General features: G+C 63.4%; 19 protein-coding genes. 6 read left to right on the plus strand and 13 right to left on the minus strand.

The genetic code is table 11. The features are described 5' to 3' along the window. Positions 1-63: 63 nt before the first annotated feature. The 10 genes from ACFFNA_RS13240 to puuE form a co-directional block, all read right to left on the minus strand. Positions 64-903 carry an alkaline phosphatase family protein gene (locus ACFFNA_RS13240; protein WP_378918785.1) on the minus strand — a complete coding sequence of 280 codons (840 nt, stop codon included), beginning with the start codon at positions 901-903 and terminating at the stop codon, positions 64-66. Between the two features lie 121 nt (positions 904-1,024). Further along, entirely contained in the window at positions 1,025-2,680 is a 1,656-nt protein-coding gene (locus ACFFNA_RS13245) for an ABC transporter ATP-binding protein (protein WP_378918787.1), read from the minus strand. After that, positions 2,680-3,504 carry an ABC transporter permease gene (locus ACFFNA_RS13250; protein ID WP_184873154.1) on the minus strand — a complete coding sequence of 275 codons (825 nt, stop codon included), beginning with the start codon at positions 3,502-3,504 and terminating at the stop codon, positions 2,680-2,682. The genes ACFFNA_RS13245 and ACFFNA_RS13250 overlap by 1 nt, the downstream gene beginning before the upstream one ends. A gap of 9 nt (positions 3,505-3,513) precedes the next feature. Further along, positions 3,514-4,473: an ABC transporter permease gene (locus ACFFNA_RS13255; protein WP_378918790.1), complete on the minus strand. Its 960-nt coding sequence runs from the start codon at positions 4,471-4,473 to the stop codon at positions 3,514-3,516. 14 nt (positions 4,474-4,487) lie between these two features. After that, complete coding sequence (locus tag ACFFNA_RS13260; protein ID WP_378918792.1) at positions 4,488-6,074, minus strand: ABC transporter substrate-binding protein; 1,587 nt, start codon at positions 6,072-6,074, stop codon at positions 4,488-4,490. A 154-nt stretch (positions 6,075-6,228) separates the two neighbouring features. Next, positions 6,229-8,214: a CocE/NonD family hydrolase gene (locus ACFFNA_RS13265; RefSeq protein ID WP_378918794.1), complete on the minus strand. Its 1,986-nt coding sequence runs from the start codon at positions 8,212-8,214 to the stop codon at positions 6,229-6,231. An 82-nt stretch (positions 8,215-8,296) separates the two neighbouring features. Further along, positions 8,297-8,890, minus strand: coding sequence for a nucleoside deaminase (locus tag ACFFNA_RS13270; protein ID WP_378918796.1), 594 nt, complete (start codon positions 8,888-8,890; stop codon positions 8,297-8,299). Then, positions 8,890-9,393 carry an ureidoglycolate lyase gene (locus tag ACFFNA_RS13275; RefSeq protein WP_378918798.1) on the minus strand — a complete coding sequence of 168 codons (504 nt, stop codon included), beginning with the start codon at positions 9,391-9,393 and terminating at the stop codon, positions 8,890-8,892. The genes ACFFNA_RS13270 and ACFFNA_RS13275 overlap by 1 nt, the downstream gene beginning before the upstream one ends. Then, positions 9,390-10,253, minus strand: a complete 864-nt coding sequence (locus tag ACFFNA_RS13280) for a bifunctional allantoicase/(S)-ureidoglycine aminohydrolase (protein ID WP_378918800.1) — start codon at positions 10,251-10,253, stop codon at positions 9,390-9,392. The genes ACFFNA_RS13275 and ACFFNA_RS13280 overlap by 4 nt, the downstream gene beginning before the upstream one ends. Positions 10,254-10,263: 10 nt before the next feature. Then, positions 10,264-11,682, minus strand: coding sequence for an allantoinase PuuE (gene puuE, locus ACFFNA_RS13285; protein ID WP_378918802.1), 1,419 nt, complete (start codon positions 11,680-11,682; stop codon positions 10,264-10,266). A gap of 203 nt (positions 11,683-11,885) precedes the next feature. Between puuE and uraH the strand changes: the two genes are divergently transcribed. The 4 genes from uraH to xdhC all read left to right on the plus strand — a co-directional run bounded on the left by uraH (position 11,886) and on the right by xdhC (position 17,178). Next, complete coding sequence (gene uraH, locus ACFFNA_RS13290) at positions 11,886-12,260, plus strand: hydroxyisourate hydrolase (protein ID WP_378918804.1); 375 nt, start codon at positions 11,886-11,888, stop codon at positions 12,258-12,260. A 3-nt stretch (positions 12,261-12,263) separates the two neighbouring features. Next, complete coding sequence (gene xdhA, locus ACFFNA_RS13295) at positions 12,264-13,745, plus strand: xanthine dehydrogenase small subunit (RefSeq protein WP_378918806.1); 1,482 nt, start codon at positions 12,264-12,266, stop codon at positions 13,743-13,745. Next, complete coding sequence (gene xdhB, locus ACFFNA_RS13300) at positions 13,745-16,096, plus strand: xanthine dehydrogenase molybdopterin binding subunit (RefSeq protein WP_378918808.1); 2,352 nt, start codon at positions 13,745-13,747, stop codon at positions 16,094-16,096. The genes xdhA and xdhB overlap by 1 nt, the downstream gene beginning before the upstream one ends. Before the next feature lie 62 nt (positions 16,097-16,158). Further along, positions 16,159-17,178 carry a xanthine dehydrogenase accessory protein XdhC gene (gene xdhC, locus ACFFNA_RS13305; RefSeq protein ID WP_378918810.1) on the plus strand — a complete coding sequence of 340 codons (1,020 nt, stop codon included), beginning with the start codon at positions 16,159-16,161 and terminating at the stop codon, positions 17,176-17,178. A gap of 13 nt (positions 17,179-17,191) precedes the next feature. On the opposite strand, the gene ACFFNA_RS13310 is transcribed toward xdhC, so the two are convergent. From ACFFNA_RS13310 to ACFFNA_RS13320, 3 genes are all read right to left on the minus strand, one after another. Next, entirely contained in the window at positions 17,192-18,463 is a 1,272-nt protein-coding gene (locus ACFFNA_RS13310; protein WP_378918812.1) for an LLM class flavin-dependent oxidoreductase, read from the minus strand. Further along, on the minus strand, positions 18,460-19,476 hold the full coding sequence (locus tag ACFFNA_RS13315) for an LLM class flavin-dependent oxidoreductase (RefSeq protein WP_378918814.1): 1,017 nt from the start codon (positions 19,474-19,476) through the stop codon (positions 18,460-18,462). Before ACFFNA_RS13315 ends, ACFFNA_RS13310 begins: the two co-directional genes overlap by 4 nt. A gap of 122 nt (positions 19,477-19,598) precedes the next feature. Beyond that, positions 19,599-20,519 carry a LysR family transcriptional regulator gene (locus ACFFNA_RS13320; protein ID WP_111544973.1) on the minus strand — a complete coding sequence of 307 codons (921 nt, stop codon included), beginning with the start codon at positions 20,517-20,519 and terminating at the stop codon, positions 19,599-19,601. Positions 20,520-20,657: 138 nt separating this feature from the next. Here ACFFNA_RS13320 and ACFFNA_RS13325 point away from each other — a divergent pair, with 138 nt between their 5' ends. Together ACFFNA_RS13325 and guaD are read left to right on the plus strand one after the other, a co-directional pair. Next, positions 20,658-21,875, plus strand: coding sequence for a urate hydroxylase PuuD (locus ACFFNA_RS13325; protein WP_378918817.1), 1,218 nt, complete (start codon positions 20,658-20,660; stop codon positions 21,873-21,875). Position 21,876: 1 nt separating this feature from the next. Beyond that, positions 21,877-23,190 carry a guanine deaminase gene (gene guaD, locus ACFFNA_RS13330; protein WP_378918819.1) on the plus strand — a complete coding sequence of 438 codons (1,314 nt, stop codon included), beginning with the start codon at positions 21,877-21,879 and terminating at the stop codon, positions 23,188-23,190. Positions 23,191-23,383 lie beyond the last annotated feature (193 nt).

Here is a 23,383-nt window from a genome sequence, read left to right on the forward strand (position 1 = left end):
CGGGCGACGCTGGTGCCTCGCGACAATCCACCCTCCTCACAAGCGTGAAGGGAAGGCGCCCGCTCAACTCAAAAACGGCTTCGCCTTCATCGTCGCCGGCACGGGCACGCCGAGGCGGCTCAAGATGGTCGGCGCCAGTTGCAGCTGGTCGAGCAACGTCTCGGCCTGCGGGCCTTTGCCGGCGCCGAAATAATACAGCGCGAAATCCTGCATCTCGTCGTCATGGCCGCCATGATGGCCGCGATCGGTCTGGCCGTGGTCGGCGGTGACCATGACCTCGTAGCCGGCCTCGATCCAGCGCGGCAGGAAGGCGGCCAGCATGCCGTCCATCGCATAGACCGCATGGTCCATCTCGTGGCAGTCATGGCCGAAGCGGTGGCCCATCGAGTCCAGCGTGCAGGTGTGCAGGATGCCGTAGTCGATGCCGTGGCGCCTGGTCAGCATGGTCAGCGTCGCGAACAGGTCGACGTCGCTCGGCGTCATCTGGTTGCGAAGATTGTAGCCGGTCATGGTGTGGAACCGGCCATGCGTGATCGGTCCGCCCGGCTCGTCGAATTCCATGTCCTCGACCAGGTCGAACGGATGGGCGCGGAAGAATTCCGACCAATAGGAATGGGTCACCGCACCCGTCTTGCCACCGGCCTTGCTGACTTCGGAGAAGATGTCGGGTTGTTCGACGCGGAACCGGTTCTTATTGGACAGGATGCCGTGCACCTGTGGCGAAACCCCGGTGTGGATCGAGGCATAGCAGCAGGCCGAGGTCGACGGCAGCACGGAGCGCATCTTCCAGACGCTCGCCTCGCCCGATTGCACCCAGCCTTCGAGATTGCCCATCAGCCGGCGCCAGTTCCTGTAGGGCACGCCGTCAAGGATGATCAGCAAAAATTTGGTCTTGAGCGCCATGGGCGGCTCCTTGCAGTCTTGTCACAGGGGTAGGGATAAGTTCCCGGGCCTGACAGCCAGGTTCGTCAGGCGTTCAGCCAGCATTCGCCTAGCGCATTACCGTTTCACACTTGGAATTGCTCTAATTCCCCGCGCTGGCCATGCGCCGTCCCTTGATCGCCTTTTCCAGCCAGCCGATCTCCATCTCTGGGACCGATGACAGGAGAAGGTCGGTATAGGCGTCGAAGGGCGGCGCCAGCACCTTGCTCTTCGGGCCATAGCGCACCACTTCGCCGCGATACATCACCGCGATCGAATCGGCGATCGACTTCACCGTGGCGAGGTCATGGGTGATGAACAGATAGGCGACGTTCTCCTCCTTCTGTAGCTCGAGCAGCAGCTTCAGGATGCCGTGCGCCACGAGTGGATCGAGCGCCGAGGTCACCTCATCGCAGATGATCAGCTTCGGCTTGGCGGCGAGCGAGCGGGCGATGCAGACGCGCTGCTTCTGGCCGCCGGAAAGCTCGGCCGGGTAGCGGTCGGAAAAGCCCTTGCCCATCTCGATCTTGTCGAGCAGTTCGGCGACGCGTTTGTCGCGCTCGCGGCCGCGTATGCCGAAATAGAATTCGAGTGGCCGGCCGATGATGGTGCCGACGGTCTGGCGTGGATTCATCGCCACGTCGGCCATCTGGTAGATCATCTGCAGCTGGCGAAGGTCTTCCTTCGGCCGATCGGCCAGCCGGTTTGCCAGTGGGCGCCCGTCGAAGGTGACGGTTCCTTCCTCGGGCGGCAAGAGGCCGGTGATGGCGCGCGCCAGCGTCGACTTGCCGGAGCCGGATTCGCCGACCACGGCCAGCGTCTGGCCCGGATAGATGTCGACCGAGACGTTCTTCAGCACCTTGATGTGGCTGCGGCCATAGGCGGCGGTGACGTTCTTCACCGACAGGAACGGCGTTGAGCCGGGCTTCTGCTCGGCGTGCTCGATCTCATGCACCGACACCAGCGCGTTGGTGTATTCCTGGCGCGGCTCTTTGATGATCTGCCGGGTGCCGCCCCATTCAACCAGCCGGCCATGGCGCAGCACCATGATCTCGTCCGAGACCTGGGCGACAACGGCAAGGTCGTGGGTGATGTAGAGCGCCGCCACATGAGTGTCGCGAATGGCGTCCTTGATCGCCGCCAGCACGTCGATCTGCGTAGTCACGTCGAGCGCCGTGGTCGGTTCGTCGAAGACGATCAGGTCCGGCTCGGAGCAAAGCGCCATCGCCGTCATCACGCGCTGCAGCTGGCCGCCCGAGACCTGGTGCGGAAAGCGTTCGCCGATGGTTTCGGGGTTCGGCAGGCTGAGCTTCTTGAACAGCGCAACGGCGCGCTTCTCGGCCTCGGCACGCGTCGCCGTCCCGTGCAGCAGGGTGGCTTCCACCACCTGGTCCATAAGCCTGTGCGCCGGGTTGAAGGCGGCTGCCGCCGATTGTGCGACATAGCAGACCTCTCGGCCGCGCAGCTTGCGGAAACCGTCCTTGCCGCCCTTGAGGATGTCGCGACCGTTGAGGATCACCTCGCCGCCGGTGATGCGCACACCACCGCGGCCATAGCCCATTGATGACAGGCCGATGGTCGACTTGCCGGCGCCGGATTCGCCGATCAGGCCAAGCACCTTGCCTTTCTCCAGCGTCAGCGAGACATCGTGCACCAGCACGATGTTCTTCGGCGGCTCGCCAGGCGGGAAGACAGTGGCCTCGATGCGCAGATTGCGGATGTCGAGCAGCAGGCCAGGTTTCGCTTTGCTGTCAGCCATCACCCGCGTCCTCCCTTCAGGCTTGTCGTCCGGTTGAGCACCCAGTCGGCGACCAGGTTGACGGAAATCGCCAGCATGGCGATTGCCGCCGCCGGGATGAGCGCGGCGGCTATGCCGAAGACGATGCCGTCCTTGTTTTCCTTGACCATGCCGCCCCAGTCAGCATCCGGCGGCTGGACGCCAAGGCCGAGGAACGACAGCGTCGACAGGAACAGCACGGCATAGATGAAGCGCAGGCCGAGCTCCGAAACCAGCGGCGACAGTGCGTTGGGCAGGATCTCGCGGAAAATGATCCAGGCGCTGCCTTCGCCGCGCAGCTTCGCCGCTTCGACATAGTCCATGACGTTGATGTCGACGGCGACAGCCCGTGACAGACGATAAACTCGGGTCGAGTCCAGAACACCCATCACCAGGATCAGCGTTACCAGGTTGGTCGGCAGCACGGAGAGCACGACGAGAGCCATGATCAGCGTCGGGATCGACATCAGGAGGTCGACGAGGCGCGACAAAAGCGTGTCGAACCAGCCGCCGAACACCGCCGCCGAGAAGCCGAGGATGGCGCCGAGCGAGAACGACAGCGCGGTGGCGAGCACCGCGATGAACAGAGTGATGCGGGCACCGTAGATCATGCGCGACAGGAGATCGCGGCCGAGATTGTCGGTGCCCAGCCAGTGCGTTGCCGACATCGGTTCCCAGACGTCGCCGACGATTTCGCCATTGCCGTGCGGCGCGATCCAGGGTGCGAAGAGCGCCGCCAACACGAACAGTGCCGTCAGCACGATGCCGATCAGCGCGGGGATGGGGATGCGTTTGATATCGAGCATATCCGCCCCCTACTTTGGATGTCTGAGACGCGGATTTGCAACGATCGCCGCTACGTCCGCAATGATGTTGAGGCTGATGTAGACGGCGGCGAAGATCAGGCCGACCGCCTGCACCACCGGCACGTCGCGCTTGGTGACGTGGTCGACGAGATACTGCCCCATGCCCGGGTAGACGAAGATCACCTCGACCACGACGACGCCGACGATGAGATAGGCGAGATTGAGCATGACGACGTTGATGATCGGCGCGATCGCGTTGGGGAAGGCATGCCTGCGGATGACGTTGAAGGCCGACAGGCCTTTCAGTTCCGCCGTCTCGACATAGGCCGACTGCATGACGTTGAGGATCGCCGCGCGCGTCATGCGCATCATGTGGGCCAGCACCACCAAGGTCAGCGCCGTCGCCGGCAAGGCGATCGCCTGCATGCGCTCGCCGAACGGCATGCCGTCATAGACGGTCGAAATGCCGGGGAAGATCTGCCACTTCACGGCGAAGAAATAGACGAGCACATAGCCGATGAAGAATTCGGGAAACGAGGTCGAGGCCAGCGCCAGTCCGGAGATCAGCTTGTCGACCCAGCCATTGCGGTAGCGCACGGCGATCAGGCCGAGGATGATCGCCAGCGGCACGGCGACGATCGCCGCCCAGAAGGCGAGGAACAGCGTGTTCCACAGCCGGCCCTTGATCGACGTCGCGATATCCTGGCCGCTCGACATGGCTGTGCCGAGATCGCCGGTCAGGACGCCGCCGAGCCAGTGGAAGTACCTGATATAGGCGGGGTCGTTGAGGCCCAGCTGCTCGCGCAGGTTGGCGAGCGATTCCGGTGTTGCCGATTGTCCGAGAATGGCTTGTGCGACGTCGCCGGGCAGGATCTGGGTGCCGGCGAAGATCAGGACCGAAACGGCCAGCAACAGGACGATGCCCAGCGCAATGCGCTGGGCAATTAGTTTCAGGATGGGTGAAGACATATCCGCAAGCCGGCTCAGGCCTGCAGCCAGCACTTCGCCAGGGCGTAGCCGTTCATCAATTCCTGATGCGGATCATCGACCCAGCCATCGACCTTGGCGCCGGTCGCGTCGATGAACTGGTTGAACATCGGCAGGATCAGGCCACCGTCGTCGCGCACCATGACGGCCATGTCGTGGTACATCTGCTTGCGCTTGGCCTCATCGAGTTCGGCGCGCGCCGCCAGCACCATCTTGTCGAAGTCCGGACGGATGAAGCGCGTGTCGTTCCAGTCCGCCGTCGACAGATAGGCTGTCGAATACATCTGGTCCTGCGTCGAGCGGCCGCCCCAGTAGGAGGCGCAGAAGGGCTGCTTGTTCCAGACTTCGTTCCAGTAGCCATCGCCCGGCTCGCGCTTGATCTCCAGCGTGATGCCGGCCTTGGCCGCGCTCTGCTGGTAGAGCTGTGCTGCATCGACGGCGCCGGGGAAGGCGACATCCGAGGTGCGCAGCAGGACGGAGCCATCATGGCCCGACTTCTTGAAGTGGAACTTGGCCTTGTCGGGGTCGTACTTGCGCTGCTCGATCTCGGTGAACAGCGGATAGGACGAATTGATCGGGAAGTCGTTGCCGAGCGAGCCATAGCCGCGCAGGATCTTGTCCAGCATTTCCTCGCGGTCGATCGCCAGCTTTAGTGCCATGCGCAGGTCGCTGTTGTCGAACGGTGCCGTGTTGCAATGCATGATGAAGACGTAGTGGCCAGGGCCCGCGTGGTTGCGGATGGTGACGCCCGGCAGGCGCTTGATCAGGTCGACGATCTTCGGCTCGACGCGGTTGATCATGTTGACCTGGCCGCCCTGCAGGGCCGCCGTGCGGGCAGTCGCATCGTTGATGACGATGACTTCGATCTGGTCGGCATGACCCATCTTGTCGCCCTGCCAGTAGTTGGCGAAGCGCTCGCCGCCATGGCGCACGCCGGGCTCGTTGGTCTTGACCACGTACGGGCCGGCCGAGATGCCGGCATCCGGCTTGTCCTTGCCGCCATTCGGCTGGACGATCAGGTGATAGTCGCTGAGCAGGTAGGGTAGGTCGGCGTTGGCCTCCTTCAGCGTCAGCACGACTTCCTTGCCGCTCGCCTTGATGGTCTCGATGCCCTTCATGTAGCCGAGCGCGCCGGACTTGGACTTCTCGTCCGAATGGCGCTCGAGCGTGGCGGCGACGTCTTCGGCGGTCACGGTCTTGCCATTGTGGAATTCGACGCCGTCACGGATTTTCAGCGTCCAGGTCTTGGCGTCGTCCGACGCGCCGATCTCCTCGGCGATGCGGTTCTCGAGCTTGCCGTCGGGGGAGAGCTCGACGATCATTTCGCCCCAGCACTTGCCGAAGGCGAACGGCACCTGCGTCATCATCAGCGCCGGATCGAGGCTATTGGTGGATTCGCCGCCGACCAGGCCGGCCTTCAGCGTGCCGCCCTTGACCGGACCTGCCGCGCGCGCCGCGCCTGAAAGCAGCGAGTTGGCGAAGGTCGCGGTGACGCCAAGCGCTGCCGCCCGACCGAGAAAATCGCGGCGGCTCAGTTTGCCGGAAGCGACTCGCCGGCTAAGGAATTCCAGTTCGTTTGACATGTTGAGTTCCTCACTCTGTTGGTTCGACTCTGCGGTCGTTTTTCTTGTTTCTTGTGAGGAGAATAATGACCGCAAGGGAAAGCGGTAAGCAAGACCGAATGCGACATGCCGTGGCGTAAATCGTACGTCGCATTTGGACCAACGAAATCCGTGCTCAAAGGAGCGCGCGCGGCACCCTTTCCTCGAAATTACGCTCGAAAACGAGAGTTTCGCCCTCATAGGCCTCGATTCTGGCGCTGACGATGAAGTTTTGCGCGTCCGATCGCATTTCGGCTAATGTTTCGGTGCGCACCGACCATCCATTTCGCGACAGGGTCTGCGTCCAGTGCGTCTTTCCCGAGGCTGACAGGGGATCGTCGGGATGGATCGTCCAGGTCTCGCGGGCAATGCTGCCATGGGCCAGGCCGTGGGCAAGATCGCGCACTTCGCCGAAATCATCCGTTATGGAAAGCGTCACAATTCCGGTCTTCTCATCGCGATCGACATGACGCCCGGAATTGGCGGCACGGATCGTCTCGGTCGCCCAGGGAGTGGCGCCTTCCGGCTCGGCGAACGTCACTTCGTTGCCCCTCGCCAAGGGGCGCAGCGGCAAGGCCAGCGTCGCCGCCGACAAGGCCAGCCGCACCGGTTCCGGCGATGGCCAGATCATCGGCCAATAGGCATTCGACACGGCAATGCGCAGATGGTGGCTCGCCGGCACGCGATAGGCGCATTGATCGAGCACCACGCGCGCCGACACGGTTTCGCCCGGCACCAGCGCTTCGGGGAATTCGTGCGAATTGCGATGTGTCAGATTGAGCACGCCATAGGAGATCAGTTCCGAGGCGCCGTCAGGATGCACATCGCACAGCCGGATCGCGATGTTTGCCTGCGGGCGGTCGGACGACAGCCGCACCTCGACTTCGGGCGCGCCGACGATGTCGATCGCCTCACCGAGTTCCGGCTGGTCGAAACACACCGACAAAGCGTCGTCGGGGCGCTGGTCGCCGGGCAATTCGGGGCCGAAGGTGAACGGAAAATACTCGCCGCCGGCGAGGCCGCAGCTCTGCGGCGAGGCGACGATAGAGGGCTTGCTGCCGTCGGGGATAAGATCGATCGATTGCGTCTTGACGGTGGACGACGGCCATTCCTGCTCCGCCACCCAGCGGCCGGGCCGTTCGGGATGCCAGCGCGCCGGGCGGACACTGTCCATGACATAGGCGCGGTAGGCCGGATCGGCCTCGACACCGGTGTCGATGCCCTTCAGCCAGCGGTCCCACCAGCGCAACGCTTCCTGAAGAAAGCCGATGGCGGGCTTGGGGGCGGCGTAGTGCGGGTATTTGTGGATCCACGGCCCGACGATGCCCTTCACCGTAGACGGGATGTTGGTGACGAGGTGCGAGATCGTGTTGCGGTAGCCGTCATGCCAGCCGCCGATCGACAGCACCGCGGCCTGGATGGCGGAATAATCCTCGCAGATCGAGCCGCGTTTCCAATAGGCGTCGCGATGCTGGTGCTTCAGCCACAGCGGTGCCAAGAAGGGTTGGTTCTCCAGCCGGGTCAGCCACAGATCGCGCCATCGGTTGTCGCCGGCCAGCAACGGGTCCGGCGGCCGTGACGAATAGGACAGCATGGTCGAGGCCCAGCCGAAGTTCTCGATCAACAGGCAGCCGCCCTTGTAGTGGATGTCGTCGGCATAGCGGTCGACGGTCGAACACAGGCTGATGACAGCCTTCAGCGCCGGCGGCTGCTTGGCCGCCACCTGCAGGCAATTGAAGCCGCCCCAGGAAATGCCCATCATGCCGACATTGCCGTTGCACCAGGGCTGCGATGCCGCCCAGGCGATGACGTCGCAGGCATCCTGCAATTCCTGCTCGGAATATTCGTCGTCCATCAGCCCTTCGGAATCGCCATTGCCGCGCATGTCGACGCGGATCGACGCATAGCCGTGGCCTGCGAAATAGGGATGCGTCAGCTGATCGCGAAAGATGGTGCCGTCCCGTTTGCGGTACGGCAGGTGCTCGAGGATCGCCGGCACCGGGTCGTCGCCGGCATCTTCCGGCATCCACACCCGCGCCGACAGCCGGCAGCCATCGGGCATGACGATGCCCATGTCGGGAAATTCGACGACCTTGCGGGGAAATTCGGTGACGGTTTTCATGCGGGACTCCAGGATCGCCAGATGATGGAGCCGATGGGATCGCGTCGTGGGCCAGCCGACGAATTCGGCTGGTCAATCCGCGTCAATTCAGCGGAATGTCGTTGTCGCCCTTGCTCGCCTGGTAGGCGCCGGACAATTCGTCATAGCGTGCCGAGATATTGCCGATGCGCGTCTCCAGGCGCTGGCGTTCGGCCTCCGGCAGCGAGCGCACCAATCGGCGGATCGAAAAGCTCTTCCAATAGGCGTTCTCGGCATTGTAGCCGCCGGGATCGAGGGTGAAGACCTCCTTCAGAATCTTCAGATCATGCGGGATGGCGAAGCTGTCGCGCGAATCCTCATGGCTGAATAGATAGTAGAAATTGTCGAAGCCGGTCCAGGTGATCGCCGACAGGCAGAGCGAGCAGGGTTCGTGCGTGGCGATGAAGATGGCGTCTTTGGTATCGACGCGCTCAGCCTTCGGCATTTCGTAGAAGCGCTTCAGGCAGTGCACCTCGCCATGCCAGAGCGGGTTTTCCATCTCGTTGTTGGTTTCGGCCAGCACCAGCGAACGGTCGTCCTTGCGCAGGATCGCCGCGCCGAACAGCTTGTTGCCGAGAGCAACGCCTGCTGCCGTCTTCGGCACGATGTCGTGCTCGATGACGTCGAGCAGGCGGTCGATCAGCGAAATGTCGGTCATTACAGGCTCTCGTCGGGGAGATGGATCTCGTAGGCGTGCGAGAAATGGAATTCTTCGAGGTTGGAGCCGTCGCCGCCACGGTCGACAATCAGGAAATCCTGCGCCTCACCGAGCGGCGTCAGCACGCCATGCCACAGGTTGCGCGAATAGTTGATGCCTTGTCCGGGCGCGGTGATGAAGGCTTGCGGTTCGCTTGGCCCCTCATCTCCGTCATGACAGACGACGACCAGGAACGGCCGCGGCGACAGCGGGATGAAGGCCTGGCTGCCGAAGGGATGGCGCTCGACCATGGTCAGCTTCAGCGGCAATTCGTAAGGCGTGCCGCGCACCATCGAGATCAGCACGCGGGCGTTCGGCCCTGTCGCTTGCGCCGTGGCGAGATCGTGGTAGCGCTCGGCCTTGCCGCCATTGATCGGGTAGTGGTTGTCGCCGCGCATGTCGATGACGTCGCCGAAGGCGGCAAAGTTTTCGCGGGTCAGCGGCCGCGCGATGATGCGGGTCACGGCGTCCGCCTTGCAATGCCGGCGCCGCCGAGCTTGGCATGGCGGTTGACGTCCTTGTAGAGCAGATAGCGGAATTTGCCCGGGCCGCCGGCATAGCAGGCCTGCGGGCAGAAGGCGCGCAGCCACATATAGTCGCCGGCCTCGACCTCGACCCAGTCCTGGTTGAGGCGGTAGACCGCCTTGCCTTCCAGCACATAGAGCCCGTGCTCCATGACATGGGTCTCGGCGAACGGAATGACCGCGCCGGGTTCCAGTGTGACGATGGTCATGTGCATGTCGTGGCGCAAATCGGCCGGATCGACGAAACGTGTCGTCGCCCAGCGGCCCTCGGTGCCGGGCATCGGCGTTGGCGCGATTTCCTGTTCATTGGTGAAGAAGGCTTCCGGCGCGTCGAGACCGTCGACCGCCTCGTAAGCCTTGCGGATCCAGTGGAAGCGGACATCGGCCTTGCTCTCGTTGCGAACCGTCCAGCCGCTGGCCGGCGGCAGGAAGGCGAAGCCGCCCGGCCGCAACACATGCTTCTTGCCGGCGAGCAGAACGGTCAACTCGCCTTCGACCACGAACAGGGCGCCCTCGGCGCCGGCATCGGGTTCCGGCCGCTCGCTGCCGCCACCAGGCGCAACCTCGACAATGTATTGCGAAAACGTCTCGGCAAAGCCGGACAGCGGTCGCGACAATATCCAGACGCGGGTCTTGTCCCAGAATGGCAGGGCGCTGGTGACGATGTCCTGCATCACCCCCCTGGGGATGACGGCATAGGCCTCGGTGAAGACGGCGCGGCCGGTCAGAAGCTCGCTCTGGCCGGGGTGGCCGCCATGCGGCACGTAGTAGGTTCGGTCGGGCATCCTGATTGTATCCATGGGTTCAAACCTATTGCGGAAGCATGTCCTTGAGGCGGAGCAGCGCGATGCGCTCGACCTGTTTGCAGGCGGTCTCGAATTCAACGCCGCGGCTGTTGCCGATGCGCGCCTCGAATTCCGCCAGGATCTCTTGCCTGGTCTTGCCTTTCACCGCGATGATGAAAGGAAAGCCGAAGGTGGTGACGTAGGCGGCATTGAGCTTGGAAAACAGTTCGCGTTCCTTGTCGGTCAGAGCGTCGAGGCCGGCCGAGGCCTGTTCCCGGGTCGATTCCGCCGTCAGCCGTTTGGCCTTGGCCAGTTTGCCGGCAAGGTCGGGATGGGCGTTGAGCACGCCGAGCCGCTCGGTCTCGCTGGCGGAACGGAAGACACGGCAGAGCGCGTTGTGCAGGCCGCCCGACGTGTCATGCGCCGGACCCAGCTCCAGCTCGTAGGCGCGTTCGGCGATCCAGGGCGAATGCTCGAACACGCCGCCGAAGGTGTGGACGAACGTCTCGAATTCCATCTTCGAGGGGCGCAATGCCGCCGGCCGATAGGGATGGTTCTCTTGCCAGTGGCGGGCGATGTCGATGCGCCGTGCCAGCCAGACCTTGTCGTGCGACTTCACATAGTCGACGAAGCGCTTCAGCGCCGCCACCCGGCCTGGCCGCCCGACGAGGCGGCAATGCAGGCCGATGTTCATCATGCGCGGCCGGCCGGCCTCGCCCTCGGCATAGAGCGTGTCGAAACTGTCCTTCAGATAGGCAAAGAACTGGTCGCCCGAATTGAACCCTTGCGGCGTGGCGAAGCGCATGTCGTTGGCATCAAGCGTGTAGGGGATGATGAGCTGCGTGCCGCCCTCATGCTCGAACCAGTAGGGCAGTTCGTCGTCATAGGTGTCCGACACATAGGCGAAGCCGCCTTCTTGCGCCGCCAATCGCACGGTGTTGATCGATGTGCGGCCCGTGTACCAGCCGGTCGGGCGTGCGCCCGTCACCTCATAATGCAGGCGGATCGCCGCTTCGAGGTCGCGGCGCTCGTCCTCGGCGCTGTGGTCGCGATAGTCGATCCATCTCAGCCCGTGCGAGGCGATTTCCCAGCCGGCTTCCTGCATCGCCGTGACCTGGTCGGGCGAGCGCGCAAGTGCTGAGGCGACGCCATAGCAGGTCACCGGCACCTCGGCCTCGGTGAACAGCCTGAGCAGCCGCCAGAAGCCGGCGCGGGCGCCGTATTCGTAGATCGATTCCATGTTCCAGTGGCGCTGGCCCACCCAGGGTGCGGCGCCGACGATTTCCGAGAGGAAGGCTTCCGATGCCTTGTCGCCGTGCAGCACGCAGTTCTCGCCGCCCTCTTCATAGTTGACGACGAACTGAACGGCGACATGCGCACCGCCCGGCCATTTCGGATCCGGCGGATTGGCTCCATAGCCGCGCATGTCTCTGATATAACGCATCGTTCCTCCCGCGGGGCATTGCCCGAAGTATGATCAGGATACCGAAAGGGCTGCTTGCGCATTCCCCCGAAAATTTTTGAAAGTGTTTTTGTCGCACTCCGCTCGACCGGGACTTATGCATCGCCTTTAATTGGCGCACAATTCATCAGTAATGTTCGACTGTACCGGGCCAGTTCGTTCACATTGGAAATGGGAGGCGGCCAGTGGCAGAAACGTCGATAGGCGATGGCGGGCGTCTGACGACCCATGTCCTCGACACGGCGACCGGCAAGCCGGCGGCGGGGCTGTCGATCGCGCTCTATCACCTCGAGCGCGACGCGCGGATACATCTGAAGACCGTTGTCACCAATGCCGACGGCCGTTGTGATGCGCCGCTGCTTGCCGGCGCGGAATTCCGCACCGGCGAATACGAACTGCTCTTTGCCGCGGGCGACTATTTGCGCCAGCAGGGGTTGAGCCTGCCGAAACCGGCCTTTCTCGACTTGATACCGATCCGCTTCGGCATGGCTGAACCGGTGCACTATCATGTGCCGCTGCTGGTCTCGCCCTATGGCTACTCGACCTACAGGGGGAGCTGAAGCATGGCCAAGGTCAGCATCCGCAACGAGATCCGTTTCATTCTCAATGGCAGCGATGTCGTGCTTTCATCGGTGGCATCAGACGCGACCTTGCTCGACTGGCTGCGGCTCGACCGTTCGCTGCGCGGCACCAAGGAAGGCTGCGCCGAGGGCGATTGCGGCGCCTGCACCGTGCTGGTCGGCAAGCTCTCGTCCAGTGGGCTGGTCTATGAAAGCGTCAACGCCTGCATCCGCTTCCTCGGCTCGCTGGACGGCACCCATGTCGTGACCGTCGAGCATCTGCGCGGCCGTCCCGGCCAGTTGCACCCGGTGCAGCAGGCGATGGTCGATTTCCATGGCTCGCAATGCGGTTTCTGCACGCCGGGCTTCGTCATGTCGCTCTATGGCCTGTGGATGAAATCATCAGACCCGTCGAATGAAGCCATCGAAAAGGCTTTGCAAGGCAATCTCTGCCGCTGCACCGGCTACGAGGCGATCATGCGCGCGGCCCGCGCCATTTCCAGCTACGGCAAGGCGACGAAAGACCCGCTGGCGGTGGAACGCAAGGCGATTACGGCAAGGCTGGAGGCCATGCGTGACGGCGCGCGGGTCGAGATCGGCGCCGGCAAGAAGCGGCTCGTCGTGCCGGCCAACGTCGACGATTTCGCCGCCGTGCTGGACAAGGAGCCTGGCGCCACCATCGTCGCCGGCTCGACCGATGTCGGCCTGTGGGTGACCAGGCACATGCGCGATATTTCGCCGGCGATCTTCATCGGCGATCTCGACGGGCTTTGCACCATCGCCGAAGACAATGGCGTCATCACCATCGGCGCCGGCGTCACCTACACCGAGGCGTTCTCGATGCTCGCCAAGCGCATCCCGACGCTGGGGCCGCTGTTCGACCGCATCGGTGGCGAACAGGTGCGCAACATGGGCACCATCGGCGGCAACATCGCCAATGGTTCGCCGATCGGCGATACGCCACCGCCCTTGATCGCACTCGGCGCGCGCCTGACGCTGCGCAAGGGCAAGAAGCGGCGGACGATCCCGCTGGAAACCTTCTTCATTGCCTATGGCAAGCAGGACCGGCTATCAGGCGAGTTCGTCGAGGCGGTGCACGTTCCTGTTCCCGCCAAGGGCACGAAATTCGCCGTCCACAAGATCACCAAGCGCCGCGACGAGGACATCACGGCAGCCCTCGGCGCCTTCTTCCTGACGCTGGCCAAGGATGGCACGGTCGCCGATGTGCGCATCGCCTATGGCGGCATGGCGGCGACGCCGAAGCGGGCGTCGGCAGTCGAAAAGGCGCTGCTCGGCAAGCCGTGGACCGAGCAGACGGTTGAGGCTGCGATGGCCGAATATGCCAAGGATTTCACCCCGCTGACCGACATGCGAGCCTCGGCCGAGTATCGCGCCCTGGCGGCGCGCAATCTGTTGCTGCGCTTCTTCGCCGAGACCAGCGGCACCAGGGAGCCGATCCAGGTTTCAAGGCATGAGGCGGCATGATGAACAAGCACGCCACCCCCAATCCCAGGGCTGAAAAGATCACCGGCGGCGTCGCCACCGACCAGCGCCACGATTCCGCCCACAAGCATGTCAACGGCACTGCCGTCTATATCGATGATATGCCGGAACCGGCCGGCACGCTGCATGGCTGCCTTGGGCTTTCGGCTGCCACCCATGCCACCATCACCAGCATGGACCTGTCGGCGGTGCGCACCGCCCCCGGTGTCGTCGACGTGCTGACGGCCAGGGATGTGCCGGGCGAAAACGATATTTCGCCGACTGGCCGTCACGACGAGCCGGTGCTGGCCGACGGCAAGGTGCAATTCTACGGCCAGCCGATCTTCTGCGTCATTGCCGAAACCCGCGAGCAAGCGCGCCGCGCCACAAGGTTGGCCAAGGTCGAATACAAGGATTTGGCTTTCGTTACCGACATCGGCGAGCTTGATCCCCGGAAGGACAAACTGGTCACGCCGCCGCTGACCCTGAAGCGCGGCGATGCCGCGGCAGCGATCAAGGCCGCACCCCGCCAGCTCAAAGGGCAGATGCGCGTCGGCGGTCAGGAGCATTTCTATCTCGAAGGCCATATCGCCATGGCCGTGCCCGGCGAGGACCAGGATGTCATCATCTATTCCTCGACCCAGCATCCGAGCGAAGTCCAGCACATGGTCAGCCATGCGCTCGGCGTGCCGAGCAACGCCATCACGGTGGAAATTCGCCGCATGGGCGGCGGCTTTGGCGGCAAGGAAACGCAAGGCAACCAGTTTGCGGCATTGGCCGCCATCGCCGCGAAAAAGCACCATCGCGCCGTGAAAATCCGGCCCGACCGCGACGACGACATGATCGCCACCGGCAAGCGTCATGACTTCCTCATAGACTACGAAGTCGGCTTCGATGACGAGGGCAACATTCTCGGCATCGATTTCATGTTCGCGGCGCGCTGTGGGTTCTCCTCGGACCTGTCAGGTCCGGTGACCGATCGCGCGCTGTTCCACTGCGACAACACCTATTTCTGGCCGGCGGTGCATGCCCAGTCGGCGCCGCTCTACACCAACACTGTGTCGAACACCGCCTTCCGTGGTTTCGGCGGTCCACAAGGCATGGTCGGCGCCGAGCGCGTCATCGACGAAGTTGCCTTCGCCGTCGGCAAGGATCCGCTCGAAATCCGCAAGAAGAATTTTTACGGCACCAGCGACCGCAATATCACGCCCTACCATCAGACGGTCGAGGACAACATCATCCAGCGCATCGTTGCCGAGCTTGAGCAAAGCTCCAGCTATGCGCGGCGGCGGCGCGAGATATCGGCCTTCAATGCCAATAGCCGTTTCATCAAGCGTGGCCTGGCGCTGACGCCGGTCAAGTTCGGCATCTCGTTCACGGCCACGCACTACAATCAGGCCGGCGCGCTGGTGCATGTCTACACCGATGGTTCGGTGCATCTGAACCATGGCGGCACGGAGATGGGGCAGGGCCTCTACGTCAAGGTGGCGCAGGTGGTGGCGGAAGAGTTCCAGATCGATCTCGATCAGGTGAAGATCACCGCGACGACGACCGGCAAGGTGCCGAACACCTCGGCCACGGCAGCGTCCTCCGGTTCTGACCTCAACGGCATGGCGGCGCAGAATGGCGCTCGCCAGATCAAGGATCGGTTGACCGATTTCGCCGCCGAAAAATATCAGGTGCCGCGCGACCAGGTGCTGTTCCTGCCCAACCGGGTGCGCATCGGCAACCAGGAGATCGCCTTCGCTGACCTCGTCAAACAGGCCTATATGGCCCGTATCCAGCTTTCGGCGGCGGGCTTTTACAAAACGCCAAAGATCCACTGGAACCGCGACAAGGGCGAAGGCCGCCCCTTCTACTACTTCGCCTATGGCGCCTCGTGCTCGGAAGTCTCGGTCGACACGCTGACCGGCGAATACATGGTCGAGCGCACCGACATCTTGCACGAGACCGGCCGCTCGCTGAACCGCGCCATCGATCTCGGGCAGATCGAGGGCGGCTTCATCCAGGGTATGGGCTGGCTGACGACCGAGGAACTCTGGTGGGACGGCAATGGCCGGCTGCGCACGCATGCGCCGTCGACCTACAAGATCCCGCTCGCCTCGGACCGACCGAAGAAATTCAACGTGACGCTGGCCGACTGGCCGGAAACCAGCGAGCCGACGATCCATCGCTCCAAGGCGGTCGGCGAACCGCCGTTCCCGCTCGGCATGTCGGTGCTGCACGCGCTGTCGGACGCGGTGGCCAGCGTCGCCGACCACAGGATCTGTCCGCGTCTCGATGCGCCTGCAACGCCGGAACGGGTACTGATGGCGATCGAGCGGCTGAAGAACGAGGTCAAAGCGGGCGCCTGACACCGGCGAGACGTGCAATTCAGGCCGAAAAAGCCTACATTTCCCATTAGGGAACGCGAAAGATGAACTCGAAAGCGCAAAGCCTGAAAGCCTTTCTTGGCAATGCCGGCCGGGTTGCCCTAGTCGAAGTGGCCGGCACCAAAGGCTCGACGCCACGCGAGAAGGGCGCCTTCATGCTCGTCTCGCAAGCGTCGATCTTTGGCACGATCGGTGGCGGCCAGCTCGAGTATATGGCCATCGACAAGGCACGGCAGATGCTAGGGTCTTCACCCTCCCCCTTGTGGGGAGGGTCCGTGAGCCGACGCCGCGAAGCGGCGTTGGCGAAACGGGGTGGGGGAGCGGCGTTTCCAGAACTCCCACCCCGGACGACTTCGTCGTCCGACCTTCCCCACAAGCGGGAAGGCAAAGAGACCCGCATCGAAGTTGACGAAGTCTGCGCGACCCTCGACGTGCCGCTAGGACCCGAGATCGGTCAATGCTGCGGCGGACGTGTCGAAGTGTTGATCAGGCTCGTTGATAGCCCGCTGGCAGCCGAGCTGATCGCAGCGGCGGAAACCGAAGAGGCTGAACTGCCTTATATCTATATCTTCGGCGGCGGCCATGTCGGCCAGGCGCTAGCCTCCTCTGTGGCCCTTCTTCCCGTGCACGCCGTCGTCATCGAGACGCGGGCCGAGGCGCTGGAAGGCATGCCGGAAACCGTCGAGACGCGGTTGACGCCGATACCGGAGGCGATGGTGCGCGATGCACCCGCCGGCAGCGCTTTCGCCATACTCACCCATGACCATGCGCTGGACTTCCTGATCGTCGCCGAAGCGTTGAAGCGTGACGACACGGCCTATGTCGGCATGATCGGCTCGAAGACCAAGAAGGCGACGTTCAAGAACTGGTTCCTCAAATCGGCGGACGGCAGCGAAGCGGAATTTGCCCGCCTCGTCTCGCCGATCGGCGGCGATGCCGTGAGGGACAAGCGCCCGCCTGTCATCGCAGCGCTCGCGGCCGCCGAGATCATGACGGCGCTGGTTGGGTACGCCGCAGCATCAACCGCCAACCAGGCCTCGCGCCGCAAGGCCATGGCCGGCTAAGTTTACGTCACGGCTACACCGGTCGTTTCAAGCCCAGATGGTCGCGCAGCGTGCGGCCCTCGTAGTCCTTGCGGAAAAGGCCACGCCGCTGCAGTTCCGGCACGACCAGCGTGGCAAAGGCATCGAGTTCGCCGGGGAAATATGAGGGCATGACGTTGAAGCCGTCGGCCGCACTGCCTTCGAACCGCGCCTGCAACTCGTCGGCGACCTGGGCCGCCGTTCCGACGATGCGCCAATGACCACGCGCGCCAGCGAAATGCCGCGCCAGCTGGCGGATGGACAGGTTGTCGCGACGTGACTGCTCGATGACCAGCGCTTGCCGGCTCTGCATGCCTTCGCTGGGCGGCAGTTCCGGCAGCGGCCCGTCGATCGGATAGCGCCATAGATCGGAAATGCTGAGATAGCTGGACAACAGTGCAACGCCGACATCGTCGGGGATAAGTTCCTGCAACTCCTCGTATTTTTCCTGAGCTTGCGTCGTGGTTTCAGCCACCACGGGCGCGACACCGGGCATGATCTTGATGTCGTCCGGCTCGCGTCCATAGGCCGCCAGACGCCCCTTGAGATCGTCGTAGAAGGCCTTCGCTTCCTCGAAAGTCTGCGCCGCCGTGAACACCACATCGGCGGTGCGAGCGGCAAGGTCGCGTCCGACATCCGAAGCGCCGGCCTGAACCATCACCGGTGCGCCCTGCGGCGAACGCGGCAGGTCAAGCGCATCGCGCACGGAAAAGCTCTGGCCATCATGACCGGAACCGGAAGCCCCGCCGGGCTTGCCGCGCCAAAGCCCCGTGACCACCTCGGCGAACTCACGTGCCCGCTCGTAGCGATCGGCATGCGGGCGCAATCCGGTTGAGCCGAAATTGGCGGCCTCGATGGGACTGGCCGAGGTGACCAGGTTCCAGCCGGCCCGGCCGCCGCTCAGATGGTCGAGCGACAGGAAGGTCCGCGCCAGTCCGTAGGGCTCGTTGTAGCTTGTCGAGGCCGTCGAAACGAGACCGATGTAGCTGGTCTGGGCCGCCAGCGCCGAAAGCAGGCTGATCGGCTCGAAACCGATCGAGCGCGACGTCTGGCTGGCGACGCCGACATTGGCTTCGCGCAGGCCGGCAGCGTCCTCGCAGAAGATCATGTCGAACTTCGCTGCCTCCGCTATGCGCGCCAGCTGGATGTAATGGTCGATGTCGATGCCGGCCGTCACATGTGCCTTGGGATGGCGCCAGGCGGCGATATGGTGGCCCGTTGCCCACAGGAAGGCGCCGAGCTTCATCTGGCGGGGAGCGGCGGTCATGCTGCGCCTCCCACCGTCAGCCCGAGATGCGAGCGCAACGTCGCGCCGCGATAGCTTTCTCGAAACAGGCCGCGCTGCCGCAGCGCCGGCAAAACCAGATCGACAAAATTGTCGAGCGCCGAAAGCTGAGCCGGCATCAACATGTTGAAACCGTCACAGCTTTTCGACCGGAATTGTTTTTCCATGCTGTCGGCGACGGTCGGCTTGGCGGTACCATGGGTGACGGGCGAGACATTCATCAGCACCTTCACGGCGCCCGGGTCGCGTCCGCAGGCAGCAACGCAGCGTTTGAGATCGTCATACCGGGCTTTCGTGCTCTCGAGTGGCCCGTCCTCCAGCAGGATGACATCGGCGGTGCGGGCGGCAATATCCATGTCTGATAGACCGGACAGCACCAGCACCGGCGCATCCTGCGGCGACCGCGCTACGTTCAGCGGTCCTCGCACCGAAAAGAATTCGCCCTTGTGGTCGAGCAGGTGCATCTTTTCGGGATCGTGGAAGCGTCCGTCGCTCTTGTCGAACTTGAGCGCGTCCGCATCCCAGCCGTTCCACAAACCTTGAACGATGCCGATATATTCCTCCGTGCGGCGGCGAAAATCGTCGCCGGAAAATCCGTCCGGCCGGCTGAAATTGGCTGCTTCGCGTGGCGCTTGCGCCATGGTCGCGTTCCAGCCGGCGCGGCCATGGCTGATGATGTCGAGCGAGGCGAAACGGCGGGCCAGATTGTAGGGCTGGTGAGCGACCGTCGAGGCCGCGGCGACCAGGCCGATCCTGCTTGTCACCGTGGCCAGTGCGGCCAGCAAGGTCGTCGCTTCGAAGGGCATCTGCCTGTTTGCAGCATCGCTGCCGGACGCCGGCGCGGAATCGGCGAAAATTACCATATCCAGCCCGGCCGCTTCGGCCTTTTGCACAAACCGCGCCAGAAGGCTGAATTCCGGCTCGGCCCCGGACGATGGATAGGTGGTTCCCGGAAACGGCGAAACGGCAAGATGCATTGTGGCGCCGCTGTCCATCGATGGTCCCTGCAAGACGAAATACCATCGGAACTATGTTCGCCTCATCCAGCGATGGCAACCGCTGGCGCTGGGCCAACTACCGGTCACTTGCCGGCCAGCCATCACTTTCCGGCCAGCCCCTATTTGCCAGCAAGCAGGTCGTTGATCAGGCGCTGGCAGCGCTCGGCCATGAAGTCGAGCAGCAGCCGCACCTTGGGGTCCTGCAGCTTCTTGTGCGGATAGACGGCGGCGAATTGCACCGGCGTTGGTGGCGTGCTGCTCAGGATCACCTTCAGCCGCTGGTCACGGATGAACGGCTCGACCTCGAAGCGCGGCTTGTTGATGATGCCGCGCCCGGACAGCGCCCATCCGGTCAGCACGTCACCATCGTCGGTGTCGTAGGGTCCGTGCACCTCGAATTTCTGCGGGCCGGTGGGGGTCTGCAGCGTCCACACATATTCGCGCGCGCCGGAGTAACGCAGCATCAGGCAGTCGTGCTTCTTGCCGATGAGTTCCTGCGGCTCCATTGGTTCGCCGCGCGCTTGCAGATATTTCGGCGCCGCCACCAGCACGCGTTCGCATTCCATGATGCCGCGCATCCTGAGGCTGGAATCCTCGATGATGCCGAGCCGGAAGGCGACGTCGATGCCTTCCTTCATGATGTCGACATTGTGGTCAGAGAGCCTCAGCCGCACCTCGATGTCAGGGTATTTGTCGTGGAAATCGGGAATGCCGGAGGCCACGAGCCGGCGGCCGAGACCCAAGGGTGCAGTAACGCGGATGGTGCCGCGCGGTTGGCCGGACAGCGCGGAAACGGCGGCTTCCGCTTCGGTGATCGCCTCCAGCACCTGCTTGGCGCCCGAATAGAAAACCGTGCCATGTTCGGTCGGCATCAATTGCCGTGTGGTGCGGTTGAACAGCCGCACGCCAAGATGCTTCTCCAGCTCCTTGATGCGGTTGGAGGCGACCGCCGGCGAGATGCGCATGTCGCGGCCGGCCGCCGACAGATTGCCGAGTTCGACGACGCGAACGAAGACGGCGATGTTGTCGAGATAGGCCATGCGGATTTCGTGGCTTTCATCCAGCTGCGTGCAACGACTGTAGTATTTTCCATTTTTTTTTGAAAGTCATCGCACACCTCGCCTCTTTCCGTTTGCGCGCGACACCGTAAAGTCGCGTCATCGGCAGGGACGACTTCAATGATGGATTTCGCGATTTTCTGGGACTGGCTGAGCTTCGCCGTGCGCTGGCTGCATGTCATCACCGGCATCGCCTGGATCGGCTCGTCTTTCTATTTCGTGGCGCTCGATCTCGGCCTGCGCCAGCGTCCGGGCATGCCCGTCGGCGCCTTCGGCGAGGAATGGCAGGTGCATGGCGGCGGTTTCTACCACATCCAGAAATATCTGGTGGCGCCGGCCGAGATGCCCGAGCACCTGACCTGGTTCAAATGGGAATCCTACGCCACCTGGCTGTCGGGCTTCGCCATGCTGTGCGTCGTCTACTATGCCGGAGCCGATCTGTTCCTGATCGATCCCAATGTGCTGCCAATGTCGGTGCCGGTCGGCATCCTGCTGTCTATGGCGACGATCGGCGTCGGCTGGGTGGTCTATGATCTTCTGTGCCGTTCGCCGCTGGGAAAAAGCGACACCGGCCTGATGCTGGTGCTCTACTGCGTGCTGGTGTTCATCGCCTGGGGGCTCACCCATTTGTTTACCGGCCGTGCCGCTTTCTTGCATCTGGGCGCCATCACCGCGACGATCATGTCGGCCAACGTCTTCATGGTCATCATCCCCAACCAGAAGATCGTCGTTGCCGACCTGATCGCCGGCCGCAAGCCCGATCCGAAATACGGCAAGATCGCCAAGCAGCGCTCCTTGCACAACAACTACCTGACGCTGCCGGTGCTGTTCCTGATGCTGTCGAACCACTACCCGCTGGCGTTTGGCACGCAGTTCAACTGGGTCATCGCCTCGCTGGTGTTCATCATCGGGGTGCTGATCCGGCATTATTTCAACAGCGTTCATGCCCGCAAGGGCAACCCGACCTGGACCTGGCTGGGCGCCCTTGTGCTGTTCATCATCATCATCTGGCTGTCGACCGCACCCAAGGTGCTGACCGGCGAACCCAAGACTTCCGCCGCCGCCCAGATCTACGTCGCATCGGTGCATTTCCCGGCCGTGCGCGATACGGTGCTCGGCCGCTGCTCGATGTGCCACGCGGCGGAGCCGGTCTATGAGGGCATCTACCACGCGCCTCAGGGCGTGATGCTCGACACTGACGCCGACATCGCCAACCATGCCCGCGAGATCTATCTGCAGGCCGGTCGCAGCCACGCCATGCCGCCGGCCAACGTCTCGCAGATTACCGACAAGGAACGGGCGCTGCTGGTGGCCTGGTTCGAAGGCGCAGGGAAATAGCATGACCTCGACACTTCTGCGCGGCCGCACGCTGTCCTTCGTGCGCTGGCCGCAAACCATCGATGACCACTCCGCCTGGCGCTACGAGGAGGATGGCGGCCTGCTGATCCGCGACGGCCGGATCGTCGCCGCCGGTGCCTACGCCGACGTCGAGAAACAGGCCGGCGAGGGAGTAAAAAAGATCGACCATCGGCCGCATCTGCTACTGCCGGGCTTCATCGACGCGCATGTGCATTTCCCGCAGATGCAGATCATCGCCTCCTATGGCGCCGAACTGCTCGACTGGCTGAACACCTACACTTTTCCGGAAGAGACGAAGTTCGCCAACGCTCAGCACGGCCGCCGCATCGCGCGGCTGTTCCTCGACGAGATGGTGCGCCACGGCACCACGACAGTGGCCGCCTACTGCTCGGTGCACAAGGCGTCGGCCGAGGCCTTCTTTGCCGAATCGCATGACCGCAACATGCTCAACATCGCCGGCAAGGTGATGATGGACCGCAATGCGCCCGCCGGCGTGCTCGACACGCCGCAATCCGGCTACGACGACAGCAAGGCGCTGATCAAGGAATGGCACGGCAAGGGGCGCCAGCACTATGCGATCACGCCGCGCTTCGCCATCACTTCGTCGCCGCAGCAGATGGAGATGGCCGGCGCGCTGTGCCGCGAACATCCCGACCTGCATATGCAGACGCATCTGTCGGAGAACCACGCCGAAATCGCCTTTACGCAAGAACTCTATCCGTGGTCGCGCGACTACACCGACGTCTACGAGCATTACGGGCTGCTGGGGAAAAAGAGCCTGTTCGGCCATTGCATCCACCTGTCGGACCGTGAGGCGGATGCGCTGTCGGACAGCGGCTCGGTGGCGGTGTTCTGCCCGACCTCGAACCTATTCCTCGGCTCTGGCCTGTTCGACTATCAGCGCTTTCGCCGCCGCGACAAGCCGTTCCGGATGGCAGCTGCCACCGATGTCGGCGGTGGCACCAACTATTCCATGCTGCGCACTATGGACGAGGGCTACAAGGTGATCGCGCTGAACGGCGAGAAGCTCAATCCGTTCCAGTCCTTCTGGCAGATGACGCGCGGCAATGCCGAAGCGCTGTCGGTGGTGGACAAGATCGGCACGCTGGATGAAGGCAGCGACGCCGACATCGTCGTGCTCGACGCCAGGCCGACGCCGGCGATGCGGCTCAGGATGGAAACGGTCGAGACGCTGGCGCAGGAACTGTTTCTCTTGCAGACGCTGGGCGACGATCGCGCCGTGCGCGAGGTCTATGTCGCGGGTCGGGCAGCCAAGACCGATATGGCGATTTAGGCATGCTGAGATTCAGGCGATGCCGGTCTGCAAATGGCGGCTCCGTGCGCTTCCGGTGCTCACGTACTTCAAGTACGCTCCGCTCCGGTTCTCGGAAGCCACCATTTTCGACTCGGCCTCACCTGAATCTCAACATACCTTCCGTCTGCGACGCTTGACCCGGCGGCGGCCATCGGTCAAAGCGTGCGGCGAA

This window comes from Mesorhizobium kowhaii (genome assembly GCF_042431665.1).
Classification (GTDB): Bacteria; Pseudomonadota; Alphaproteobacteria; order Rhizobiales; family Rhizobiaceae; genus Mesorhizobium; species Mesorhizobium kowhaii.